This is a genomic window from Pseudomonas sp. B22129 (assembly GCF_044218875.1).
In the GTDB taxonomy this organism is placed as follows: Bacteria; Pseudomonadota; Gammaproteobacteria; order Pseudomonadales; family Pseudomonadaceae; genus Aquipseudomonas.
In genome coordinates, this window is the sequence record NZ_CP162592.1 from 1,283,233 (window position 1) to 1,303,087 (window position 19,855).

At 57.0% G+C, this 19,855-nt stretch carries 12 protein-coding genes and 3 rRNA genes; 9 read left to right on the plus strand and 6 right to left on the minus strand.

Annotation, left to right across the window (positions count from 1 at the left end; translation table 11 throughout):
* The first annotated feature begins 35 nt into the window (after positions 1-35).
* The gene (locus tag AB4P94_RS05780) at positions 36-374 is read left to right on the plus strand and encodes a hypothetical protein (protein ID WP_016968775.1); all 339 of its coding nucleotides are present in this window, start codon (positions 36-38) and stop codon (positions 372-374) included.
* A 150-nt stretch (positions 375-524) separates the two neighbouring features.
* Here AB4P94_RS05780 and lapD read toward each other — a convergent pair whose 3' ends face one another.
* Positions 525-2,471: a cyclic di-GMP receptor LapD gene (gene lapD / locus AB4P94_RS05785; RefSeq protein WP_395609778.1), complete on the minus strand. Its 1,947-nt coding sequence runs from the start codon at positions 2,469-2,471 to the stop codon at positions 525-527.
* Between the two features lie 13 nt (positions 2,472-2,484).
* Positions 2,485-3,108 (minus strand): cysteine protease LapG, encoded by a 624-nt coding sequence (gene lapG, locus AB4P94_RS05790; protein ID WP_254865877.1) that lies wholly within the window; start codon positions 3,106-3,108, stop codon positions 2,485-2,487.
* Positions 3,109-3,428: 320 nt separating this feature from the next.
* Here lapG and AB4P94_RS05795 point away from each other — a divergent pair, with 320 nt between their 5' ends.
* From AB4P94_RS05795 to AB4P94_RS05815, 5 genes are all read left to right on the plus strand, one after another.
* On the plus strand, positions 3,429-4,139 hold the full coding sequence (locus AB4P94_RS05795; protein ID WP_395609779.1) for a GntR family transcriptional regulator: 711 nt from the start codon (positions 3,429-3,431) through the stop codon (positions 4,137-4,139).
* Between the two features lie 363 nt (positions 4,140-4,502).
* Complete coding sequence (locus AB4P94_RS05800) at positions 4,503-5,261, plus strand: DUF3050 domain-containing protein (protein ID WP_395609780.1); 759 nt, start codon at positions 4,503-4,505, stop codon at positions 5,259-5,261.
* Positions 5,258-6,205, plus strand: a complete 948-nt coding sequence (locus AB4P94_RS05805) for a diiron oxygenase (protein ID WP_395609781.1) — start codon at positions 5,258-5,260, stop codon at positions 6,203-6,205. The genes AB4P94_RS05800 and AB4P94_RS05805 overlap by 4 nt, the downstream gene beginning before the upstream one ends.
* Positions 6,202-9,597 carry an amino acid adenylation domain-containing protein gene (locus AB4P94_RS05810; RefSeq protein WP_395609782.1) on the plus strand — a complete coding sequence of 1,132 codons (3,396 nt, stop codon included), beginning with the start codon at positions 6,202-6,204 and terminating at the stop codon, positions 9,595-9,597. The genes AB4P94_RS05805 and AB4P94_RS05810 overlap by 4 nt, the downstream gene beginning before the upstream one ends.
* Complete coding sequence (locus tag AB4P94_RS05815; RefSeq protein ID WP_395609783.1) at positions 9,594-10,052, plus strand: SRPBCC family protein; 459 nt, start codon at positions 9,594-9,596, stop codon at positions 10,050-10,052. The genes AB4P94_RS05810 and AB4P94_RS05815 overlap by 4 nt, the downstream gene beginning before the upstream one ends.
* A gap of 39 nt (positions 10,053-10,091) precedes the next feature.
* Here the strand turns inward: AB4P94_RS05815 and AB4P94_RS05820 are convergent, their stop codons facing one another.
* A complete protein-coding gene (locus tag AB4P94_RS05820) occupies positions 10,092-11,972 on the minus strand; it encodes a methyl-accepting chemotaxis protein (RefSeq protein WP_395609784.1) in 1,881 nt (626 codons plus the stop codon).
* A gap of 280 nt (positions 11,973-12,252) precedes the next feature.
* Between AB4P94_RS05820 and AB4P94_RS05825 the strand changes: the two genes are divergently transcribed.
* The 3 genes from AB4P94_RS05825 to AB4P94_RS05835 all read left to right on the plus strand — a co-directional run bounded on the left by AB4P94_RS05825 (position 12,253) and on the right by AB4P94_RS05835 (position 16,294).
* The gene (locus tag AB4P94_RS05825) at positions 12,253-12,768 is read left to right on the plus strand and encodes a sigma-70 family RNA polymerase sigma factor (RefSeq protein WP_395609785.1); all 516 of its coding nucleotides are present in this window, start codon (positions 12,253-12,255) and stop codon (positions 12,766-12,768) included.
* The gene (locus AB4P94_RS05830; protein WP_395609786.1) at positions 12,758-13,714 is read left to right on the plus strand and encodes a FecR domain-containing protein; all 957 of its coding nucleotides are present in this window, start codon (positions 12,758-12,760) and stop codon (positions 13,712-13,714) included. Before AB4P94_RS05825 ends, AB4P94_RS05830 begins: the two co-directional genes overlap by 11 nt.
* Before the next feature lie 84 nt (positions 13,715-13,798).
* Positions 13,799-16,294: a TonB-dependent siderophore receptor gene (locus AB4P94_RS05835; protein ID WP_395609787.1), complete on the plus strand. Its 2,496-nt coding sequence runs from the start codon at positions 13,799-13,801 to the stop codon at positions 16,292-16,294.
* A 154-nt stretch (positions 16,295-16,448) separates the two neighbouring features.
* On the opposite strand, the gene rrf (AB4P94_RS05840) is transcribed toward AB4P94_RS05835, so the two are convergent.
* The 3 genes from rrf (AB4P94_RS05840) to AB4P94_RS05850 all read right to left on the minus strand — a co-directional run bounded on the left by rrf (AB4P94_RS05840) (position 16,449) and on the right by AB4P94_RS05850 (position 19,836).
* A 5S ribosomal RNA gene (rrf, locus tag AB4P94_RS05840) occupies positions 16,449-16,564 on the minus strand.
* A 109-nt stretch (positions 16,565-16,673) separates the two neighbouring features.
* Positions 16,674-16,789 (minus strand): 5S ribosomal RNA (gene rrf, locus AB4P94_RS05845).
* Between the two features lie 155 nt (positions 16,790-16,944).
* Positions 16,945-19,836: ribosomal RNA gene (locus AB4P94_RS05850) — 23S ribosomal RNA — on the minus strand.
* Positions 19,837-19,855 lie beyond the last annotated feature (19 nt).

Sequence of the window (19,855 nt, forward strand, 5' to 3'; positions counted from 1 at the left end):
GGTAGCGGCGTGTGGCTTATTTTCGAGGGGTTCTTATGTTTTACGTGCAACGTGATGCACAGGGCGCATTGAGTCGCGTGGAGGCTGCCGCCTTTGCCGAGTCGACCGAAACCCTGCCGGCCGATCACCATGAGATTCAGGCCTGGTACGCCAACGAAGTGGTGGAAACCAGCCTGGCTCAGCTCAAGCAGAGCGACCTGGAGATGATCCGGGTGCTGGACGACTTGATCCAGGTACTGACCCGCAAAGGGGTTATCAGCGTGACGGACCTGCCGCCCGCAGCCCAGGCCAAGCTGATGGACCGTACCCACGCGCGGGAAGCGCTGGGTGGGTTGAGCCATTTGATCAATGATGAAGAGACCGGGTTGATCTGATTTTTACAGACGAACCCGATCTAAATGTGGGAGCGGCGGTGCGACGATTCGACTTGCTCGCGAAAGCGGAGTGTCAGTCACTGGAGGTATTGCTGATACACCGCCTTCGCGAGCAAGCCCGCTCCCACATTTGATCGTGGTGTCAGTGAGCTATTTCCACGGCGCCGGTTCACCAAACAACTGCCCCTGCACGCCAAAAATCCCCATCTCGCGAATCACCTTCAGCTCACCCTCGGTTTCCACGCGCTCGGCAATCAGCGGCAAGTCGATGCTGTGTGCGGCGCGCTGGATCGCCTCGATGAACAGGCGCTTGTCGCTTTCCTGGTCGATGGCACGGATGTAACTGCCGTCGATCTTCAGGTACGCCAGGCCCAGGCGCGCCAGGTTGCCGATCATGCTGAAACGCCCGCCGAAACGCTGCAGGCTGAGGGAGAAGCCCAGCTCACGCAGGCGCTGGGTCAACTGTTCCAGCAGGGCCTGTTCGGGCAATTGCTCTTCACCGATTTCCAGAGTCAGGCGCGGGCCCAGGTTGCTGTGCTGGCGCAGCAGCTCGACGATTTTGTTCAACGCCTGAGGGTCCTGCAGGGTCGCCGCCGAGAGGTTCAGCGCCAGGCTTTGGTTGTGGCCAGCCATCTGCTTGAGCACTTGCTCCAGGATCAGGCGATCCAGACGGGCCGACCAGCCGAAGCGCTCCAGCCACGGCAGGAAGCGCCCGGCAGGAATGGTGTGGCCGTCTTCATCCTGCAACCGCGACAGCACTTTGTAATGCAGCACCAACTGCGGATCCTGGCTGGCGACCACCGGCTGGAAGTACAGCTGGAAGCGTTGCTGGGTCAGGGCCTGGTCGAGCAGGTTATGCCAGGCATGGTGATCGTCGCCGACGCTGGCAGCCGCACTGTGGTCGAGGCACACCCAACTGCTGTCACCCTGCCCTTCGGCCTGGGCCAAGGCTTGGTCAGCCAGCGTCAACAACGCCTGCGGTGCATCGCCATGGTTGAACGGCGCCAGGCCGATGTAGGCGACCGGCGTGACATCACTGGCACCGGTGGCTTGCAGGCTTTGCAAGGTGCTTTCAAGGTTCTGCGCCAATTGCAGCGCCTCTTCACGCACCAGCCCCGGCGCCAGCACGGCGAACTCACCCCCGCGAATACGGGTGACGAGGTTGTGGGTTTCCGGGTAAGGCTCACACTGGCGCAACAACTGTGTGCCCACCGCCTGCAGCAACTGGTCGGTGCGCTGGCCGCCCAGGCGTTGATTGAGCCCCGCCAGGTCTTTCACGCGCAACACCAGCAAATAGCCGGAGTTGGTTTCTTCGGGGTTGCTGACGCGGGCGTTGAGTTGCATCTCGAAGTAACGGCGATTGGCCAGGCCCGTAAGGTTGTCTTGGTAGGATTCGGTGCGCAATTTTTCACTGCGCTCCGCCTGCTCCTGGAACAGTGCCTTGAGCTTTTCCACCATCTGGTTCATCGCCTGCACCACGCGGCGCAGCTCCGGCGTGCGCGGCAAGTCAGGCAAGCTGAGGAATTCGCGGCGGGCAATGGCATGGGATTGCTTGACCATGTAGTCCAGCGGCTTCAATTGCCGACGCAGCAACAGCGCGCCCAACACCGCGCTCACCGCGCCACACAACAACAACCAACCGAGGCTGCCCAACGCGCTTTGCCAGAGTTTGGCCAGGGCGAACATCGGGTGGCTGACCACCTCCACTCGCGCCGCCTGCTCCCAGCCGCGATTGACCAGTGCATCGCCACCGGCCGGTTCCAGGCCGATCAATTTGACGAACCAGTTGGGCACACCGTTGTTGTCGGGGATACCGCTGCGCTCAACGATGGTTTTATCGGTCGCCAGGTCCACCACACGGATGCTTGCGTAGTAGCCACTGTCGAAAATCGAACTGACCAGCAACTCCACCATGGCCGGGTCGTCGATATTGGGTGTCAGCGACAGCGCCAGCGCCGTCGCCGCGTCCTGTGCATGGGAGCGCAGCTGGTTGACGTATTGCGTGCGCGAGCTTTCCAGGCTGACCATGAAGCTGCCGCTGAAAGCGATCACCAGGAACAGACAGATTGCGATCAATAGTTGTTTGAACAAAGACACCGATCAGTTACTCCTAGTTGGCAGGCTCGGCCGGGAAGCCTTCCGCACGCATTTTTCTCAGTACATCCTGCCAGCGCGACAAGCGTTTAGTGTCACCGACTTTCTTGTTGCCGGTGGCGCCGGGCAAGTACAAACCCTCGGCGTTGAATGAATACACCGGCACCAGGTCCGTACGACGGGTGGCTGGCAGAATTTCATCCATCAGGCTGTCGAGCACCAGCGGGATCGCGTCGGGCGTCGAATAATAAGTCAGGACCATATGGGCGCGATTCTGACGCAAGGCCTTGACGTAGGTAATGCGCAATTTGTCGCTGGAGACGCCCAGGTGACGCAAGCTGAAATACTTTGCGATGGCGTAGTCCTCACAGTCACCGGCACCTTTCCAGAGGGCTTCGATGGGGGTCTCCCAGTAGTCGACCACATGCCAGAGGTCGATGTCTTCCACGTAGGTCATTTGCTTGTTGAAAAACAGGTTCACGACCTTGAGCTGTTCTTGCTCGCTGACCTGCTTTTGAGTCGCCAGCAGCCGTTGCCAGTCATCAATGCGCCGCTGGCCCTCCCCCAGCGGCCCGTACAAGGCGGTGGCCTTGCGGCTGATCTGGGAGAAATCCCAATCGGCGTGCAGCCCGCCAGGCATCAAGCCGGCCAACAGAATCGCTGAAAGTAGCCAGCTTGGGCATCGAGAGGGAATAAAACTTACCGCCAAGGCGTTCAGTCCGTGAAGAGAGACGGAAATTCAAGGAATGGTGCAGCGTCGATCAACAAAAAACAATGGCACAGTGCAATCATTCATCAATGGGAGGAAGTTTATAACTACCCATTGTGGGATGCTTAAAGTGCGCCCTGTAAGCCCTTACAAACGGAAACTCTGGTTGTTTGACAAGCGTGTGGACCCTCTCTAGTGTGCATTGGATCCAATTAAACACACTGTATTCAAGAAAGGAGGATAGCGTAACCGTGACGCAGAAGCCGAACCCTTTAAGCAGCATCAAAATCAGTGGGCCTATTCCCGCCCATCTTGCTCGCGCCGTAATTGAAGAAACCTTGCGTAATGCCATTCTCGATGGCCGCTTGCCCTGTGGTACCGCAATGCGCCAGCAAGAACTCGCCAGCCTGTTCGGCGTCAGCCGCATGCCGGTGCGCGAAGCGTTGCGCCAGCTGGAAGCGCAATCGTTGCTGCATGTGGTCACCCACAAGGGCGCGGTGGTCGCACCGTTGATCGAAGATAACTCCGCCGAGACTTATGGCCTGCGCATGTTGCTGGAATCCGAAGCGTTGCGCCTGTCGATCCCGTTTCTCACCGACACCGACATCGCCGAAGCTGACGCGTTCATCAATGCGCTGGAGCGTGAACGAGACTACGCCGAAATTGGCCGCCTCAACCGCCTTTTTCACATGTCCCTTTACGGCAAGGCACCCAACCAGCGGTTGCTCAAGCTGGTCGAGCACGGCTTGAATGAGGAGGAACGCTTCCTGCGGTTCAACCTTGAGGCGATGGGGCTGGGCGAGACGTCCCAAGAAGATCACCGTGAACTGCTGAACCTGGTGGCGCAAAAGAAAGTCGATGAAAGCATCCTGACCTTGCGCAATCACTTGATGCGCGGGATGGAAGTAATCACTACCTACTTGAACGGACTTGAAGCCACTGCAAAAAAGGGCGCGCACTAAGCCGTTGCCTGTCCCTCTACGATGTGGGCCCGCCTCCGTTCAGAGAGGGCCCCACGTTAATTCACCTGAACCCATTTCATTTATTTAAACGGTCTTACCTGCACTAAAGAAACTTCACACTTCCAGTAAAACCATCTACTTACAATAAAAACCTTTCCGAAAAAATATCTAATACATTCATCGGCTCTTCAAAGCGTTTAATCAGATTATTATCGCCCCCCTAAAATCAGGCACTTCATCCGGCGGGGCAATCCTGCGTCCGGTGAGCGCCACGGGCGGCGCGGGCGAACATTAATCATCGATATAAAACCACAAAACACCTCACTGTTTCCGAGCTGTCGCAACAACTTATAGGCATCAACCATGTACCTACACTTACTTGAACAAAAAAAACTGCAGTTGTGCAGCCATCCGTTATTTATGGAAATAACTTCAATTAACAAGTTACAACTTTTCATGGAGCACCATGTGTTCGCGGTATGGGACTTCATGACCCTGACCAAACGCCTGCAGCAGGATTTGACCTGCACGCAGCTCCCGTGGCTGCCGCCCTCGGACCCCCACGCTGCACGTCTTATCAATGAAATTGTGCTTGGCGAAGAGTCAGATGAACATCCGGCGAAAGGCTATTGCAGCCACTTCGAGCTGTATCTTGACGCGATGGCCGAGGTCGGCGCTGACACGGGCGCCATCAAGCGCTTCATTGAACTGCAATGCCAGAGCATGGCAGCCGATGCGGCCTTGCAAACGATCGATGTGCCGCCAGGCGTGGCACGTTTTGTCGACAGCACATTGCAGATCGCTCTGAACGCCCCCACCCATTGCGTGGCAGCCGCGTTCCTGCACGGCCGCGAAAGCGTCATTGCGCCGATGTTCGAACGCCTGCTGCACAGCAACGCATGCATCGCCCGCCAGGCACCGATCTTTTGCCATTACCTCACCCGCCATATCCAGCTGGATGCTCAAGACCATGGGCCGGGTGCCGTGCAGTTGCTTCAACGTCTGGTCGGCACCGACCCGGCCCGTCAAGCCGAGGCCAACGAAAGTGCGCTCGTTGCAGTACGCAGCCGCATCAGTTTCTGGGATGACGTGCGCGCCGCCCTGCAAGAGGTACAGCCATGAACACCGCCGACTATCGCTCTTTTGCCGACGATTGGGAGCGTCGGGCCACCATCCGCACACGCCCCCGGCGTCAGCTGGAAGACGACGACAAGTTGATCTTTCCTGTGTGTCGCCAACCCTTGGTGCTCAGCGCAACCTTTCTTGAACACTGCTCGCAACAGCGCGATTTTGTATTAACGCAAAGCTTTTACAAATTCCTGAATGACGTTGTGATCTTTGAAACAGAGATCGTCGACAAGACCGCCCGCAGCATTGCCAAGAACCGTTTCTCCCCCCCCTTCCCCCTCGCCTGCCGCTATGACGCGATGACCGTCGTGGTGGATGAGGATTACCACGCGCTGGTCGCGCTGGACTTCCTGCAACAAACCGCAGCAATGACCGGTATACAACCGCTCGCTCTACCCGCAGAAATCGAACTCAGCCGCGCCTTGCAGGCCGCACGGGCCTTGGCCCCGACGCACTTGCGCGATGCCGTGGAACTGATTGCCGTCGGCATCGCCGAAAACACCGTCACCCACGACGTAGCGGCGTTTTCCAAGGACGACAGCATCAAGTCTTCCATCCGCGGCCTGATGGCCGATCACTTGTTTGATGAAGGACGTCACGCACAATTCTGGACAAACCTGGTGCGCATTTACTGGCAGGCGGCAAGCCCGGCCGACCGCGATAGCATCGCTGAAATATTGCCGGTCTTTTTGCAGCATTACCTGACCAACGAATTGCAACAACGGTTCGACCTGCAGCTGATCGAACACCTGGACATCGGCGCCCCCCTTCGCCAAGCGTTGCAGGACGACGTCATGGCGCTGGATTTCCCCATCACCCGTCATCACCCGTTGCTTGGCAACATCATGGGTTTTCTGCGCCACAGTGGCGTGCTGCAGACGGCAAGTGTCGCTCGCTCACTGGATGACTACCTTCCCGAATCGTGGAGGTTGGCATGAGGCAGCTTGCGATCGGATGGAGCGGTACCAGCCGGGCTTTGGGAGCCATCAAGAAAGGGTTGGAACCCTACGGGCATCTCCACGTCACCGAGGCCCCTGACGTGCTCATTGACGATGGCAGCCAGGAACCGCTCTCCCATAACGGCGGGACTCAAAGACTCAACCTGCGCCTGGGTATCGGCCCCGTGTCCGAGTGTGGGTTGCCTCTTTTACAGTTGCGCTGCTATGACCAGGACCAACGCATTGTGGCAGTGCAAGCCATTCCCGGGGAGCCCAGCGGTAATGGCCAGCGCCTGTGTCGGCGCGCGACGAGCGCATTAGTGGAGTGGGTGGCCTCGCTCATCAGCGGCTTCTCCAGGGACCCGGGCTTCTTTGCCACAACCACCACGGTAAACACTTGGCCCGAGCACGGCTTGCTGGGCCTCGACGCACTGGCATTTGCGCACCGGTTCAACCGCACTGCACAGCCAGCACTGTTACAAGCGGCCCAAGTGCCCATGATCGAACGGCTGGAGGCCAGCCTTCAACGCTTTGCCGAGCGGCCGGCGCTGAACATCGCAGGCAGCAGGCTGACCTATCACCAATTGCAGGTTCGGGCGCTGTCGATCCAGCAACGCCTGCGGCCCCTGCTCGAGGGCGTCGAGTCGCCTCCAGTGGTGGGTGTGTGCCTGGAAAAATCCGTTGATTTGTACGCCAGCATTCTCGCAGTGCTGGGCTGCGGTGCGGTGTACCTGCCGCTTGCACCTGACCACCCGCCACTGCGCCAGCAGGCCATGATGGAAAGCACCGGGGCCAGGGTATTGCTGGACGATGGGCACCACCCCTTGCGCAATAACTTCAAAGCCCTGGATGTCCGAAAGGGGGAAATGGCCAGCACTGCGTTACCGCTGATGCTCAACCGCCCTGATCTCGACGCACCCTGCATGGCGCTATTCACCTCGGGTACTACCGGGCAGCCCAAAGGTGTGCTGCTCAGCCAAGCCAACCTTGCACACTTCACCGCGTGGGCGGGTGGCTGTATGGCGTTGGACGAACAAAGCCGGGTCCTGCAGTTTTCGCCATTGAGTTTCGACTCCTCGCTGATCGATATTTTCCCGGCCTTGATCGCCGGTGCCGAATTGATCGTGCCAAGCGAAGATCAGCGGCACGATCCTCGGCAACTGATCGACCTGATTCGCCAGCAACGTGTGAGCCACGGATTTCTGCCGCCGGCACTGCTGGGCATTTTGCCAATGGATCAACCGTTGGGCCTGACCCACCTGTTGACGGGCGGAGACACCTGCGAGCCGCTGGTGATCGAACGGTTGGCGAGCCAGTGCCAATTGCACAACCTCTACGGGCCCACGGAAGCCACGGTGCTGGTCACTCACCGAAGGTTCCGGCCCGGTGACAGCAACCGCAACCTGGGCCGCCCCATCGCCAACAGCCAGGTGCTGATTCTCGATGATGACCTGCAGCCGGTGGATGAAGAGGTCATGGGGGATCTGTACATCGTCGGCCCTGGGGTCAGCCTGGGATATGTGAACGTTGTGCAGCAAGCCGACAATCCTTTCATCAGGCTAACGCTGCCAGACGGCAGTTTGCTATCGGCGTACCGCAGTGGCGATCAGGCGATGTGGACAACGCAAGGGATCGAGTTGGGCGGGCGGCGAGATGATCAGGTGAAGATCCATGGCTTTCGGGTCGAACCCCGAGAGATCGAGCAATGCCTGCGCGGCAGCCGATTGTTTCGCCAAGTCGTCGTGGTGATCGATGCGGACCGCAGGATTTTCAGCTTTGTTGCCCAGCCCGAGCCGGGTGCCACGCTGGCGAGTCTGCAGCAGCATGCCCGGGAGCGGCTGCCGGTTTATATGTACCCTCATGTGTGGACCGAACTGCCCGCGATGCCTTGCTCTCACAACGGCAAGATCGACCGCCAGGCATTGCTGGCCATGCCGGTACACGCCTCGCCTGTCGCTGCGCGCCACTCGGCGCTGACACCGATGCAAGCGCGGCTGGTGGCGTTGTGGGGCGAGTTGTTGAGCGTGCCTGACGCAGATATTGGCATCGATGACAGCTTTTTCAATCTGGGCGGCCACTCCATCTTGCTGTCGACCCTGTTGCTGCGATTGCGCGAGCAATTTGGCCGCAGTATCTCGTTGAGCCGTTTCTTTGAAGCGCCGACGATTCGTACGCTCAGCGCCTTGATCGAAGATGGAGCGCTGCCCAACGTGCCGTCAGGCCAGATGGAAAAGGATGCGGCGCAGCCATTGAGCCTCGAAATGCTGGATGAAGCGCACGCAGGCGACCCCTGCAAAGTGATTGTCACGGGCGCCAACAGCTTTGTCGGGGTGCATATCGTCCAGGCGTTGTTGGCGGCCGGCGCGCAACAAGTCACCTGCCTGGTGCGAGAGCGACCGGGCTGCTCGGCGATGGCTCGTTTTACTCAGGCGTTGCATGAGAACCGCCTGGAACATCTGGACCTCGCGCGGGTGCAAGTCTACGCCGCCGACATCAGCCTGCCCCGCCTGGGCCTGACCGAGGATGTATATGACCATCTCGCGCGAAGCCACGGCGTGTTGGTGCATAACGCGGCGCGGGTGAACCATGTGCTGGACTACGCGTCGCTGGCCAGGGACAACGTCGATCCGGTGCTTGAGTGCCTGCGCCTGTGTGAAACCCATTGCAAAAAAGTCTTCAACTTCATCTCGACACTATCGGCCTGCAGCCATATCGATGCCTGCGGCAACATCCTTGAAGCGCCAGCCGTCGCGACCCATCCGCTTTATCTCAAGAATGGCTACAACCTCTCCAAATGGGTTGCCGAGCGGTTGTTGGGGCGAGCGACCGAACAAGGGGCCTGGGTAAACATTCATCGCCCGGGGAACATCGCCTTCAACAGTGACAGCGGGGTCTGCCAGCCGCACAACAACCGCTTGATGCTGATGCTTAAAGGTTCGCTGCAACTCGGCATGGTTCCCAGCCTGAAGGCCAACTTCGATTTGATGCCGGTGGACTTCTTTGCCCGTTTCGTTGCGTTTCAATGCAGCCACTTTGCCGTGGGGCGAAACATATTCAACCTGCACAACCCACACCCCTTGAGCTGGGATGACTACCTCGATGCATTCCATCAGGCCGGCCACTGCTTCCAGCGGGTGAGCGTCGAACATTGGCAGAAAGCCCTGCGAACGGTAGGGCCCGATAACGCGATGTTTGGCGTGGTCGGTTTCTACCTGAATGACCTCGCCGAAGATATCGGCGACACCGCCATGATTTGCCACGAAAACGCACGCCGGGCTGTGGAAGCGATGGGCGAGCAGTACCCGCAACAAAGCCCGGCGCTGCTGCTCAAAGGCTGCGAACACCTCAAGGCCATTGGCTTTCTCCGGCCCGCCTCCAGGACCCGCTCATGAAACCGTTGCAACCCGATACATTAATTCGTAACCCACAAGGCACACCGGTGGTGGCCTCTATTGAAGTGGCCTGCGAGGCCGCGGGCCTTTGGCATTTGGTAGGCAATTTCGCGGGGTTCGATGCCTTCATTCCTGCCCTTTCGCACATCGAAATGACCGGTGTGGGTATAGGAGCACTGCGCAAAAAAAACTTCCGCGATGGCCATTGCGTTGTAGAGCAACTCAACAGCCGAGATGAAGAGGCCATGTGCATGACATGGACCACGCTCTACAACACCTTGGGTATCGCCCGGCTGTGGGCTGCCATGCGTGTGGAAGCGTTGGAACCAAGGCGCTCGAAGGCGACCTGGACCCTTATCGGAGAGCCCGTCGATATGACGCAAGCCGAGTTTGAAAGGTTTGCGCAGGGCTTCATCGACACTGCGTTGGAGAGCGTTCGCCAGATACTCGGCTGATCAGCAGGAGCGAGAGACCTCGCCCCTGCACAACCCTGGTCAGATCTTGAAACTGTCGACCAATTGCTTCAATCGGCTGGCTTGCTGGGAAAGCGCATCACAGTCCTTGAGCGTTTCATTGAGGTTGGCGACACCCTGCTGGTTCAGCAGGTTGATCTGATTAATATCGACGTTAAGGGTTTCCACTACGGCGGTCTGCTCTTCGGTGGCGGCAGCGACCGACTGGTTCATACCGTCGATCTCGACGATTCGCTGCGTCACGCTGACCAGGCGCTCACCCGCCTGGTTGGCCACTTCAACGCTTTCTTCGCTGGAGGTCTGGCTTGCGTTCATCGTGGTCACGGCTTCACGCGAGCCCACTTGCAGCGACGTGATCATCTTGTGAATTTCTTCAGCGGACTCCTGGGTGCGGTGGGCCAGGTTGCGCACTTCATCGGCCACCACGGCGAAGCCACGCCCGGCCTCCCCGGCACGCGCGGCTTCGATCGCGGCGTTGAGCGCCAACAGGTTGGTTTGCTGGGAGATACCTTTGATCACATCGAGGATGTGGCCAATGTTGTCGGTGCTCGCGTTGAGCGTTTCGATCTGGGTACAGGACAAGCTGATTTTTTGCGACAGCTGCGACATCGCCAGGATGGTTTGCTCCACCACCTTGCGCCCATCATCAGCCTGCTCGCTGGCACCGCTGGCGTGCTGCGAAGCGTCTGCGGCGTTACGCGCGATTTCCTGCGTGGCGGCGCCGAGCTCGTTGATCGCCGCTGCGACACTGTTGGTGCGCGCACTTTGCTCGTCCGAGCCGATGATCGAGGCGTTGGAGGACGCCATCACGCGCTGGGACAGTTCGTGTACCTGACGTGTTGCCGAAGACACTTCGGAAATGGAGGCGTGGATACGCTCGACGAACTGGTTGAAGGCACTGCCTACTTCTCCAAACTCATCCTTGCTGGTGACATCCAGGCGGCGAGTCAAATCGCCTTCGCCCTGGGCAATGTCCTGCATGGCGACGCCCATGGTGGTGAGCGGGCGCAGCAGTACTTGAATCAACAAGCTCAACAACACGGCAATCGCGACCACCGCGATCAACATGGCGATCAATGCCGAGGTGCGGAATTTACCGAGTGGCGCGTAGGCTTTGTCTTTGTCGATCGACAGACCGATGTACCAATCTGCACCCGGCAGACCGCTGACCGGGGTAAACGAAAGAATACGATCCTTGCCATTGAGGACAACATCCTGATTGACCTTCTCAATGCGCACGCTAGAACCCGGGTAGATGTCCTTCAGGTTTTTCATCACCTGATCCTGGTCAGGGCTGACGATGACCTGCCCATCTGCACTGACCAGAAACGCGTGGCCGATGCCGCCGAAGTCGACCGAGTTGATGATCTTCACCAGGGTTTGCAAGCTCAGGTCACCGCCTACGACACCCAACAGCTCACCGTTTTTCTTGACCGGCAAGGCGATGGTTACGATCTGCCCACCCACTGCTGCCATGTAAGGCGGCGTCAGCATGGTTTTATCGGCGGCGACGGCTTGTTTGTACCAAGGCCGCTGACGTGGGTCATAACCGTCAGGCATCTTGGCATCCGGGCGTTGCGTGAACACGCCGTTGGTTTGGCCGACATAGGTGAACTGGAAGTTCGAAGTGAAAGCAGGCTGGTCAACCAACCCTGGAAGGTCGGCACCACTGCCTTGATGAGCAACGTTCTGCGCCAGGCTTTCCAGCACCAGGATTCGGCCACTGAGCCAGTTCTGCACACTGCTGGCGGTGAGCTCACCGGATTGCTGAATGGACGACTCCAGGTTTTGCTTGATGGTGCTGCGTTGCAGGTAGTCGTTGTAGAGCGTGAATAACGCGAAGGCCAAAACCACAACGCCTGACGCGGCCAACAGAATTTTATGACTGAACTTGAGATTCATTTCATCGACTTCTTTTGCCAAAGGGGGATGAGCGTGCCGAGTGGAACATTCCATGTAACGGGATAGGCAAGCTCTGTCGGCTGCTCTATTTCGGTGCGCGCATGGCTCATCAGGCTTTCGGCCACATCTCGGCAAATCTTAGAAAATTGTGAGAAGCATCTATTTTTTACGTGGGATACCGACCAACGGTCGCACTCTGCGGCTCAGAGTTGCAAAATCCTTCGGCCTTTCAGACAATGCGACTAATTATCATTTGTGGCGTTTAGCCAGGCCTGTTTGAATGCCGTCTTCTGAGTACATTTCGTGTGAAAGTGTTGTGCAGACGCTTTACAGCACCCATCACAACTGGCTCCACACGTGGCTGCGCAGCCGCCTGGGCAACGCCGCCGATGCCGCAGACCTTGCGCAGGACACCTTTGTACGCCTCCTGCAGAAGACCGAACGCTTTGAGTTGAAGGCACCTCGCGCCTTCCTGCGTACCATCGCCCGAGGCTTGGTGATTGATCATTGGCGGCGCGAGGAAATCGAACGCGCTTATCTCGAGTCAATCGCCCACCTGCCTGAAGCGTTAGCCCCCAGCCCGGAAGCGCGTGCGTTGGTGCTGGAGCTTCTGGAGGAAATCTCCCGCCTGTTGGACGGGTTGAGGCCGAAAGTACGCAAGGCGTTTCTATTGGCTCAGTGTGACGGGCTTACCTACAAACAGATTGCGCAACAGATGGGTGTTTCGCTGCGCTCCGTAGAAAGGTACGTCGCAGACGCGCTCTATCACTGCTACATCGTGCGTTATGAAACCTGACCCTTTGGTGGTCAGGCAGGCCATCAGTTGGGCACTGCGCTTGCGTAATAACCGTGCCAACGTGCGCCTGCAGGCGCAGTGCGAACACTGGCGCGCAGCTCACGGTGAACATGAGCTGGCCTGGCAACGGGTGCAGGCTCTGCAACAGGAGTTGAGCAGCCAGTTGACGACGATTCCCGGAGCGCAGGCGGCGCTGGAAAACAGCGCACAAGGCTTGGGCCGACGCCAGGCACTGAAGGTGTTGTCGGGCGCAGTGCTGATGGGATCGGCGGCCTGGATGGGTCGAGACCTTACCGGTTGGCCACGCTGGACGTCCGACCTGGCGACCGCAACGGGCGAGCGACGGAGCGTTCAACTGCCGGACGGCACTCGCCTGCAGCTCAATACCGACACTGCGGTGGATCTGAACTTCAGTTCGCAAGAACGCCTGATCACGCTGGTTCGCGGCGAAATCCTGGTGACCTGCGGTGCTGTGTCGCCAGTGCCACTGCTAGTCAACACTCGGCACAGCGTGCTCGAAGGGATCGACGGGCGTTTTGCGGTGCGTCAGGACAGAGACTGCACGCGGCTAACCGTGGTCAGCGGCAACGTGGCTATTCATTCGCCGCACAGGGCAGATGGGCTGTCGACGCAAGTTCACACCGGTGAAAGTTACCGGGTGCAAGAGCGTCGGGCCATTCTCACGCCCTCCCCAGACATGGATATGGGGGCCTGGGCCGATGGACTGATCGTGACACGGGGTATACGTCTCGATGAGTTCCTTGCTGAGGTCGGGCGTTACCGGCATGGCTACCTGGGCTGTTCGGCAGATATCGCCGGCTTGCGGTTGTCCGGTGTTTTCCGCCTGGAGGACACAGACAAGCTATTGGCAGTGCTCGCTCAAACACTGCCCGTTCAAGTGCGCTACCGAACACGATGGTGGGTGAGCCTGGAGCACTTGGCCTGACTTTTTTTGGCGGCTTTTTTCCGTGAGCCCGGCTTAGACAGTAAGCCTTCAATCTGCCTTCACCGGCCTCAACGGACCCTGATCATGACTGTGTGTTTTCTTCGCGAATCTTCAGACGCTTCCCATCCTCTTTTGGCCATAGCCGTGCGCGCGGCAGTGTTATCGAGTGCCATCGGTATTGGCGTTGCTCCAATCGCTGTTATGGCTGCGCAAGCAGGTATTGAGCGGGTCAACCAACGCTACGACATTCCTGCCGGCCCACTGAGTGATGTACTCAATCAGTTCGCCCGTAAGGCGGGCATTACCCTTTCCAGCACACCTGCGCAGACTCAGGGCCGCACATCCGCCGGGCTTCATGGCGAATACTCGACCGAACAGGGTTTGGATCATGTACTCACCGGCTCGGGGTTGCGGGCTGATTCGCAGGACAGTGTCAGTTTTATTCTGCGAGCGCAGCAGGAAAGCAGCACATTGACGCTGCCCGCCACCGATATCAAAGGCTTCGCACTGGGCAATGCCTTGGGAAGCACGGAAGGCTACAACGCGACCCACAGCCAGATCGCCACCAAAACCAGCACCGCCCTGCTGGAGACGTCGCAAACCGTGTCCGTGGTAACGCGCGAGCAGATGGACGATCAGGGCTCCCAGACGGTTGCCCAAGCCATGCGCTACACCCCTGGCGTGCTGACCAACCCCTATGGTGCGACCCATCGCTATGACTACGTAGCCATGCGCGGTTTCAACGATGGCTCTGTGGATAACATCTACCTTGATGGGTTGAAGTCCATGGGGGATAGCGGCACTTACAGCACGATGCAGGTGGACCCGTATTTTCTCGAGCGCGTGGACATTCTGAAAGGGCCGTCTTCCGTCCTGTATGGACGCAGCTCACCCGGCGGCCTGGTTGCGTTGACCAGCAAGAAACCGCTGTTCGAGCCATATCACCAGGTTCAGGTAAGCGCCGGCAGCCACGGCCAGCAGGGCATGGGTTTTGACCTCACCGGGCCGGTGGACGATGACAAGCGCATCGCCTATCGGCTGACTGGGTTAGCGGACAAGTCCGACACTCAATTCGACCACACCAAAGAAAAGCGCTACGCACTGGCACCCACGCTGAGTATCGACTTTACCGAGGATACCTCGCTGACACTTCAGGCTTATCTTCAGCATGACCCTGACGGCGGCTATCACGGTGGTATGCCGGCGGATGGCGCGTTGCATCAGCGAAACGGCAACCGAATCTCCAGCCACTTTTTCGAAGGAGAACCAAGCGTTGATGGTTACAAACGTGACCAGCAGTCGTTTGGCTATCAGTTTGAGCACCGGTTCGATGATGTGTTTACCGCACGGCAAAACTTCCGCTATCTGGACTCCAAGGTGCAACTGGACCAGGTGTACGCCTATGGCTGGACCACGCCCACCAACAATGAACTGAACCGTTATTACTCGGGAGGCGATGAGAAGCTGCATGCGTTTATCCTCGACAACATGCTGCAGGCGGAGTTTTTCACCGGGTCGACTAAACATACTGTACTGATGGGGGCAGACTATCAGCGGCGTAAAACAGTGGTGGATTGGAGCAGCGGTTCGTTGCAGCCAATCAATGCGTTCAACCCTGTTTACGGCAATTCTGCTATCTCCTATTACAACCCGACCAGCTACCTGCGGCGGCTAGAGCAAACCGGCGTTTATCTGCAAGACCTGATTGAGATGGATAAGTGGCGGTTCTCACTCGGGCTGCGTCAGGATTGGGTAGAGACGTCGGATGAAAACCGCATTGCTGAAGCGGGTCGCCCCTTGGGTACCGAAATCAGCGATAAACGTACCAAGCTGACGGGGCGTGCGGGGGCGCTGTATCTATTTGATAACGGCCTGGCGCCGTATGTCAGTTATTCAGAGTCTTTCAATCCGAACTCCTACTCCGACAGCGCCGGCAATCCTCTTGCGCCGACCAATGGAACGCAGTGGGAAGCGGGCTTGAAGTATCAACCGCCGGAAACGGACAACCTGTTTACAGCTTCCTGGTTTCGCATTGATCAGGAAAACCTGGCGACTAAATTGCCTCAGGAAAACTTCTATCGGGCTGTAGGCGCTGTTCGCTCACAAGGCCTTGAGCTGGAGGCGCATCTGCAACTCACCGACAACCTCAAGTTGCTGGGCAGCTACACCTTTACCGACATCAAATACTCCAAGTCGATGGTGAGTACATTGAGCTCTGCGGATAACCTGATCGAGAACAAAGGCAACTCTCCAACGCAGGCGCCTCGTCATATGGCGTCGGCGTGGGCAGACTACAAATTCAATAGCGGTGCGCTGGATGGTTTGCGGTTTGGAGGCGGAGTGCGGTACGTCGGTTATAGCTGGGCAGACGCCGAGAACACGATGAAGGTACCGGCCTATACCTTGTTTGACGCTTCGGTCGGATATGACTTGGGTAAAGTCGGGTTCAAAGGCGTGGACGTACGTTTGAACGCCAACAACCTGACCAACGAGACGTATGTGGCGTCCTGTGCCAGCCTGAACTTCTGCTACCTGGGTGAAGAGCGTAACGTTAGTGCGACGGTAAGCTACCAGTTCTGATTTCGCTATCGTTCAAACCAAGCCAGCGCCTGTCTCGGAGCGCTGGTTTTTTTGCGTGTGCATCGAAGGGGGCTAACGAAGTCGTTTCGATTTTTACGGCCCCTGAACGACAAAACCCCTGTCTGCGTGAGCAGACAGGGGTTTCGGAATTTAATCTTGACAATGACCTACTCTCACATGGGGAAACCCCACACTACCATCGGCGATGCATCGTTTCACTGCTGAGTTCGGGATGGGATCAGGTGGTTCCAATGCTCTATGGTCGTCAAGAAATTCTGTGTACCAGTTCGTCGCGTCAGCAACGCACCGGTGAAATTCATGGACTTCTACATAAACAAAACCCCTGTTTGCGTTAGCAAACAGGGGTTCTGGAATTTAATCTTGACGATGACCTACTCTCACATGGGGAAACCCCACACTACCATCGGCGATGCATCGTTTCACTACTGAGTTCGGGATGGGATCAGGTGGTTCCAATGCTCTATGGTCGTCAAGAAATTCGGGTACTGAGTCGTGGCTTATGCCTCGCTTCAGCAAATTGGGTATGTGACAGCTTTCAGTGTTTTGTGAACGTCGAACTTTCGGTTCATCTCGTCTTCACACACCGCAATCTGATGCTCTTTCGAGTAGTCAAATTGCTTGGGTGTTATATGGTCAAGCCTCACGGGCAATTAGTATTGGTTAGCTCAACGCCTCACAGCGCTTACACACCCAACCTATCAACGTCGTAGTCTTCGACGGCCCTTCAGGGAACTCAAGGTTCCAGTGAGATCTCATCTTGAGGCTAGTTTCCCGCTTAGATGCTTTCAGCGGTTATCTATTCCGAACATAGCTACCCGGCAATGCCACTGGCGTGACAACCGGAACACCAGAGGTTCGTCCACTCCGGTCCTCTCGTACTAGGAGCAGCCCCTCTCAAATCTCAAACGTCCACGGCAGATAGGGACCGAACTGTCTCACGACGTTCTAAACCCAGCTCGCGTACCACTTTAAATGGCGAACAGCCATACCCTTGGGACCGGCTTCAGCCCCAGGATGTGATGAGCCGACATCGAGGTGCCAAACACCGCCGTCGATATGAACTCTTGGGCGGTATCAGCCTGTTATCCCCGGAGTACCTTTTATCCGTTGAGCGATGGCCCTTCCATACAGAACCACCGGATCACTAAGACCTACTTTCGTACCTGCTCGACGTGTCTGTCTCGCAGTCAAGCGCGCTTTTGCCTTTATACTCTACGACCGATTTCCGACCGGTCTGAGCGCACCTTCGTACTCCTCCGTTACTCTTTAGGAGGAGACCGCCCCAGTCAAACTACCCACCATACACTGTCCTCGATCCGGATAACGGACCTGAGTTAGAACCTCAAAGTTGCCAGGGTGGTATTTCAAGGATGGCTCCACGCAGACTGGCGTCCACGCTTCAAAGCCTCCCACCTATCCTACACAAGCAAATTCAAAGTCCAGTGCAAAGCTATAGTAAAGGTTCACGGGGTCTTTCCGTCTAGCCGCGGATACACTGCATCTTCACAGCGATTTCAATTTCACTGAGTCTCGGGTGGAGACAGCGCCGCCATCGTTACGCCATTCGTGCAGGTCGGAACTTACCCGACAAGGAATTTCGCTACCTTAGGACCGTTATAGTTACGGCCGCCGTTTACCGGGGCTTCGATCAAGAGCTTCGCGTTAGCTAACCCCATCAATTAACCTTCCGGCACCGGGCAGGCGTCACACCCTATACGTCCACTTTCGTGTTTGCAGAGTGCTGTGTTTTTAATAAACAGTCGCAGCGGCCTGGTATCTTCGACCGGCATGAGCTTACGGAGCAAGTCCTTCACCCTCACCGGCGCACCTTCTCCCGAAGTTACGGTGCCATTTTGCCTAGTTCCTTCACCCGAGTTCTCTCAAGCGCCTTGGTATTCTCTACCCAACCACCTGTGTCGGTTTGGGGTACGGTTCCTGGTTACCTGAAGCTTAGAAGCTTTTCTTGGAAGCATGGCATCAACCACTTCGTTAACTAAAAGTTAACTCGTCATCAGCTCTCGGCCTTAAGATCCCGGATTTACCTAAGATCTCAGCCTACCACCTTAAACTTGGACAACCAACGCCAAGCTGGCCTAGCCTTCTCCGTCCCTCCATCGCAATAACCAGAAGTACAGGAATATTAACCTGTTTTCCATCGACTACGCTTTTCAGCCTCGCCTTAGGGACCGACTAACCCTGCGTCGATTAACGTTGCGCAGGAAACCTTGGTCTTTCGGCGTGGGTGTTTTTCACACCCATTGTCGTTACTCATGTCAGCATTCGCACTTCTGATACCTCCAGCAAGCTTCTCAACTCACCTTCACAGGCTTACAGAACGCTCCTCTACCGCATCACTTACGTGATACCCGTAGCTTCGGTGTATGGTTTGAGCCCCGTTACATCTTCCGCGCAGGCCGACTCGACTAGTGAGCTATTACGCTTTCTTTAAAGGGTGGCTGCTTCTAAGCCAACCTCCTAGCTGTCTAAGCCTTCCCACATCGTTTCCCACTTAACCATAACTTTGGGACCTTAGCTGACGGTCTGGGTTGTTTCCCTTTTCACGACGGACGTTAGCACCCGCCGTGTGTCTCCCATGCTCGGCACTTGTAGGTATTCGGAGTTTGCATCGGTTTGGTAAGTCGGGATGACCCCCTAGCCGAAACAGTGCTCTACCCCCTACAGTGATACATGAGGCGCTACCTAAATAGCTTTCGAGGAGAACCAGCTATCTCCGAGCTTGATTAGCCTTTCACTCCGATCCACAGGTCATCCGCTAACTTTTCAACGGTAGTCGGTTCGGTCCTCCAGTTAGTGTTACCCAACCTTCAACCTGCCCATGGATAGATCGCCCGGTTTCGGGTCTATTCCCAGCGACTAGACGCCCTATTAAGACTCGCTTTCGCTACGCCTCCCCTATTCGGTTAAGCTCGCCACTGAAAATAAGTCGCTGACCCATTATACAAAAGGTACGCAGTCACAGAACAAAGTCTGCTCCCACTGCTTGTACGCATACGGTTTCAGGATCTATTTCACTCCCCTCTCCGGGGTTCTTTTCGCCTTTCCCTCACGGTACTAGTTCACTATCGGTCAGTCAGTAGTATTTAGCCTTGGAGGATGGTCCCCCCATATTCAGACAAAGTTTCTCGTGCTCCGTCCTACTCGATTTCATGACTAAGAGATTTTCGCGTACAGGGCTATCACCCACTATGGCCGCACTTTCCAGAGCGTTCCGCTAATCTCAAAGCCACTTAAGGGCTAGTCCCCGTTCGCTCGCCACTACTAAGGGAATCTCGGTTGATTTCTTTTCCTCAGGGTACTTAGATGTTTCAGTTCCCCTGGTTCGCCTCTTACGCCTATGTATTCAGCGTAAGATAACCATCTTATGATGGCTGGGTTCCCCCATTCAGACATCTCCGGATCAAAGTCTGTTTGCCGACTCCCCGAAGCTTTTCGCAGGCTACCACGTCTTTCATCGCCTCTGACTGCCAAGGCATCCACCGTATGCGCTTCTTCACTTGACCATATAACCCCAAGCAATCT

Coding starts and splice junctions, on each gene's coding strand:
- AB4P94_RS05780 (WP_016968775.1), top strand. CDS start 36: ATGTTTTACGTGCAACGTGATGCACAGGGCGCATTGAGTCGCGTGGAG.
- lapG (WP_254865877.1), bottom strand. CDS start 3,108: ATGCCTGGCGGGCTGCACGCCGATTGGGATTTCTCCCAGATCAGCCGC.
- AB4P94_RS05800 (WP_395609780.1), top strand. CDS start 4,503: ATGTACCTACACTTACTTGAACAAAAAAAACTGCAGTTGTGCAGCCAT.
- AB4P94_RS05805 (WP_395609781.1), top strand. CDS start 5,258: ATGAACACCGCCGACTATCGCTCTTTTGCCGACGATTGGGAGCGTCGG.
- AB4P94_RS05810 (WP_395609782.1), top strand. CDS start 6,202: ATGAGGCAGCTTGCGATCGGATGGAGCGGTACCAGCCGGGCTTTGGGA.
- AB4P94_RS05815 (WP_395609783.1), top strand. CDS start 9,594: ATGAAACCGTTGCAACCCGATACATTAATTCGTAACCCACAAGGCACA.
- AB4P94_RS05820 (WP_395609784.1), bottom strand. CDS start 11,972: ATGAATCTCAAGTTCAGTCATAAAATTCTGTTGGCCGCGTCAGGCGTT.
- AB4P94_RS05825 (WP_395609785.1), top strand. CDS start 12,253: ATGCCGTCTTCTGAGTACATTTCGTGTGAAAGTGTTGTGCAGACGCTT.
- AB4P94_RS05830 (WP_395609786.1), top strand. CDS start 12,758: ATGAAACCTGACCCTTTGGTGGTCAGGCAGGCCATCAGTTGGGCACTG.
- AB4P94_RS05835 (WP_395609787.1), top strand. CDS start 13,799: ATGACTGTGTGTTTTCTTCGCGAATCTTCAGACGCTTCCCATCCTCTT.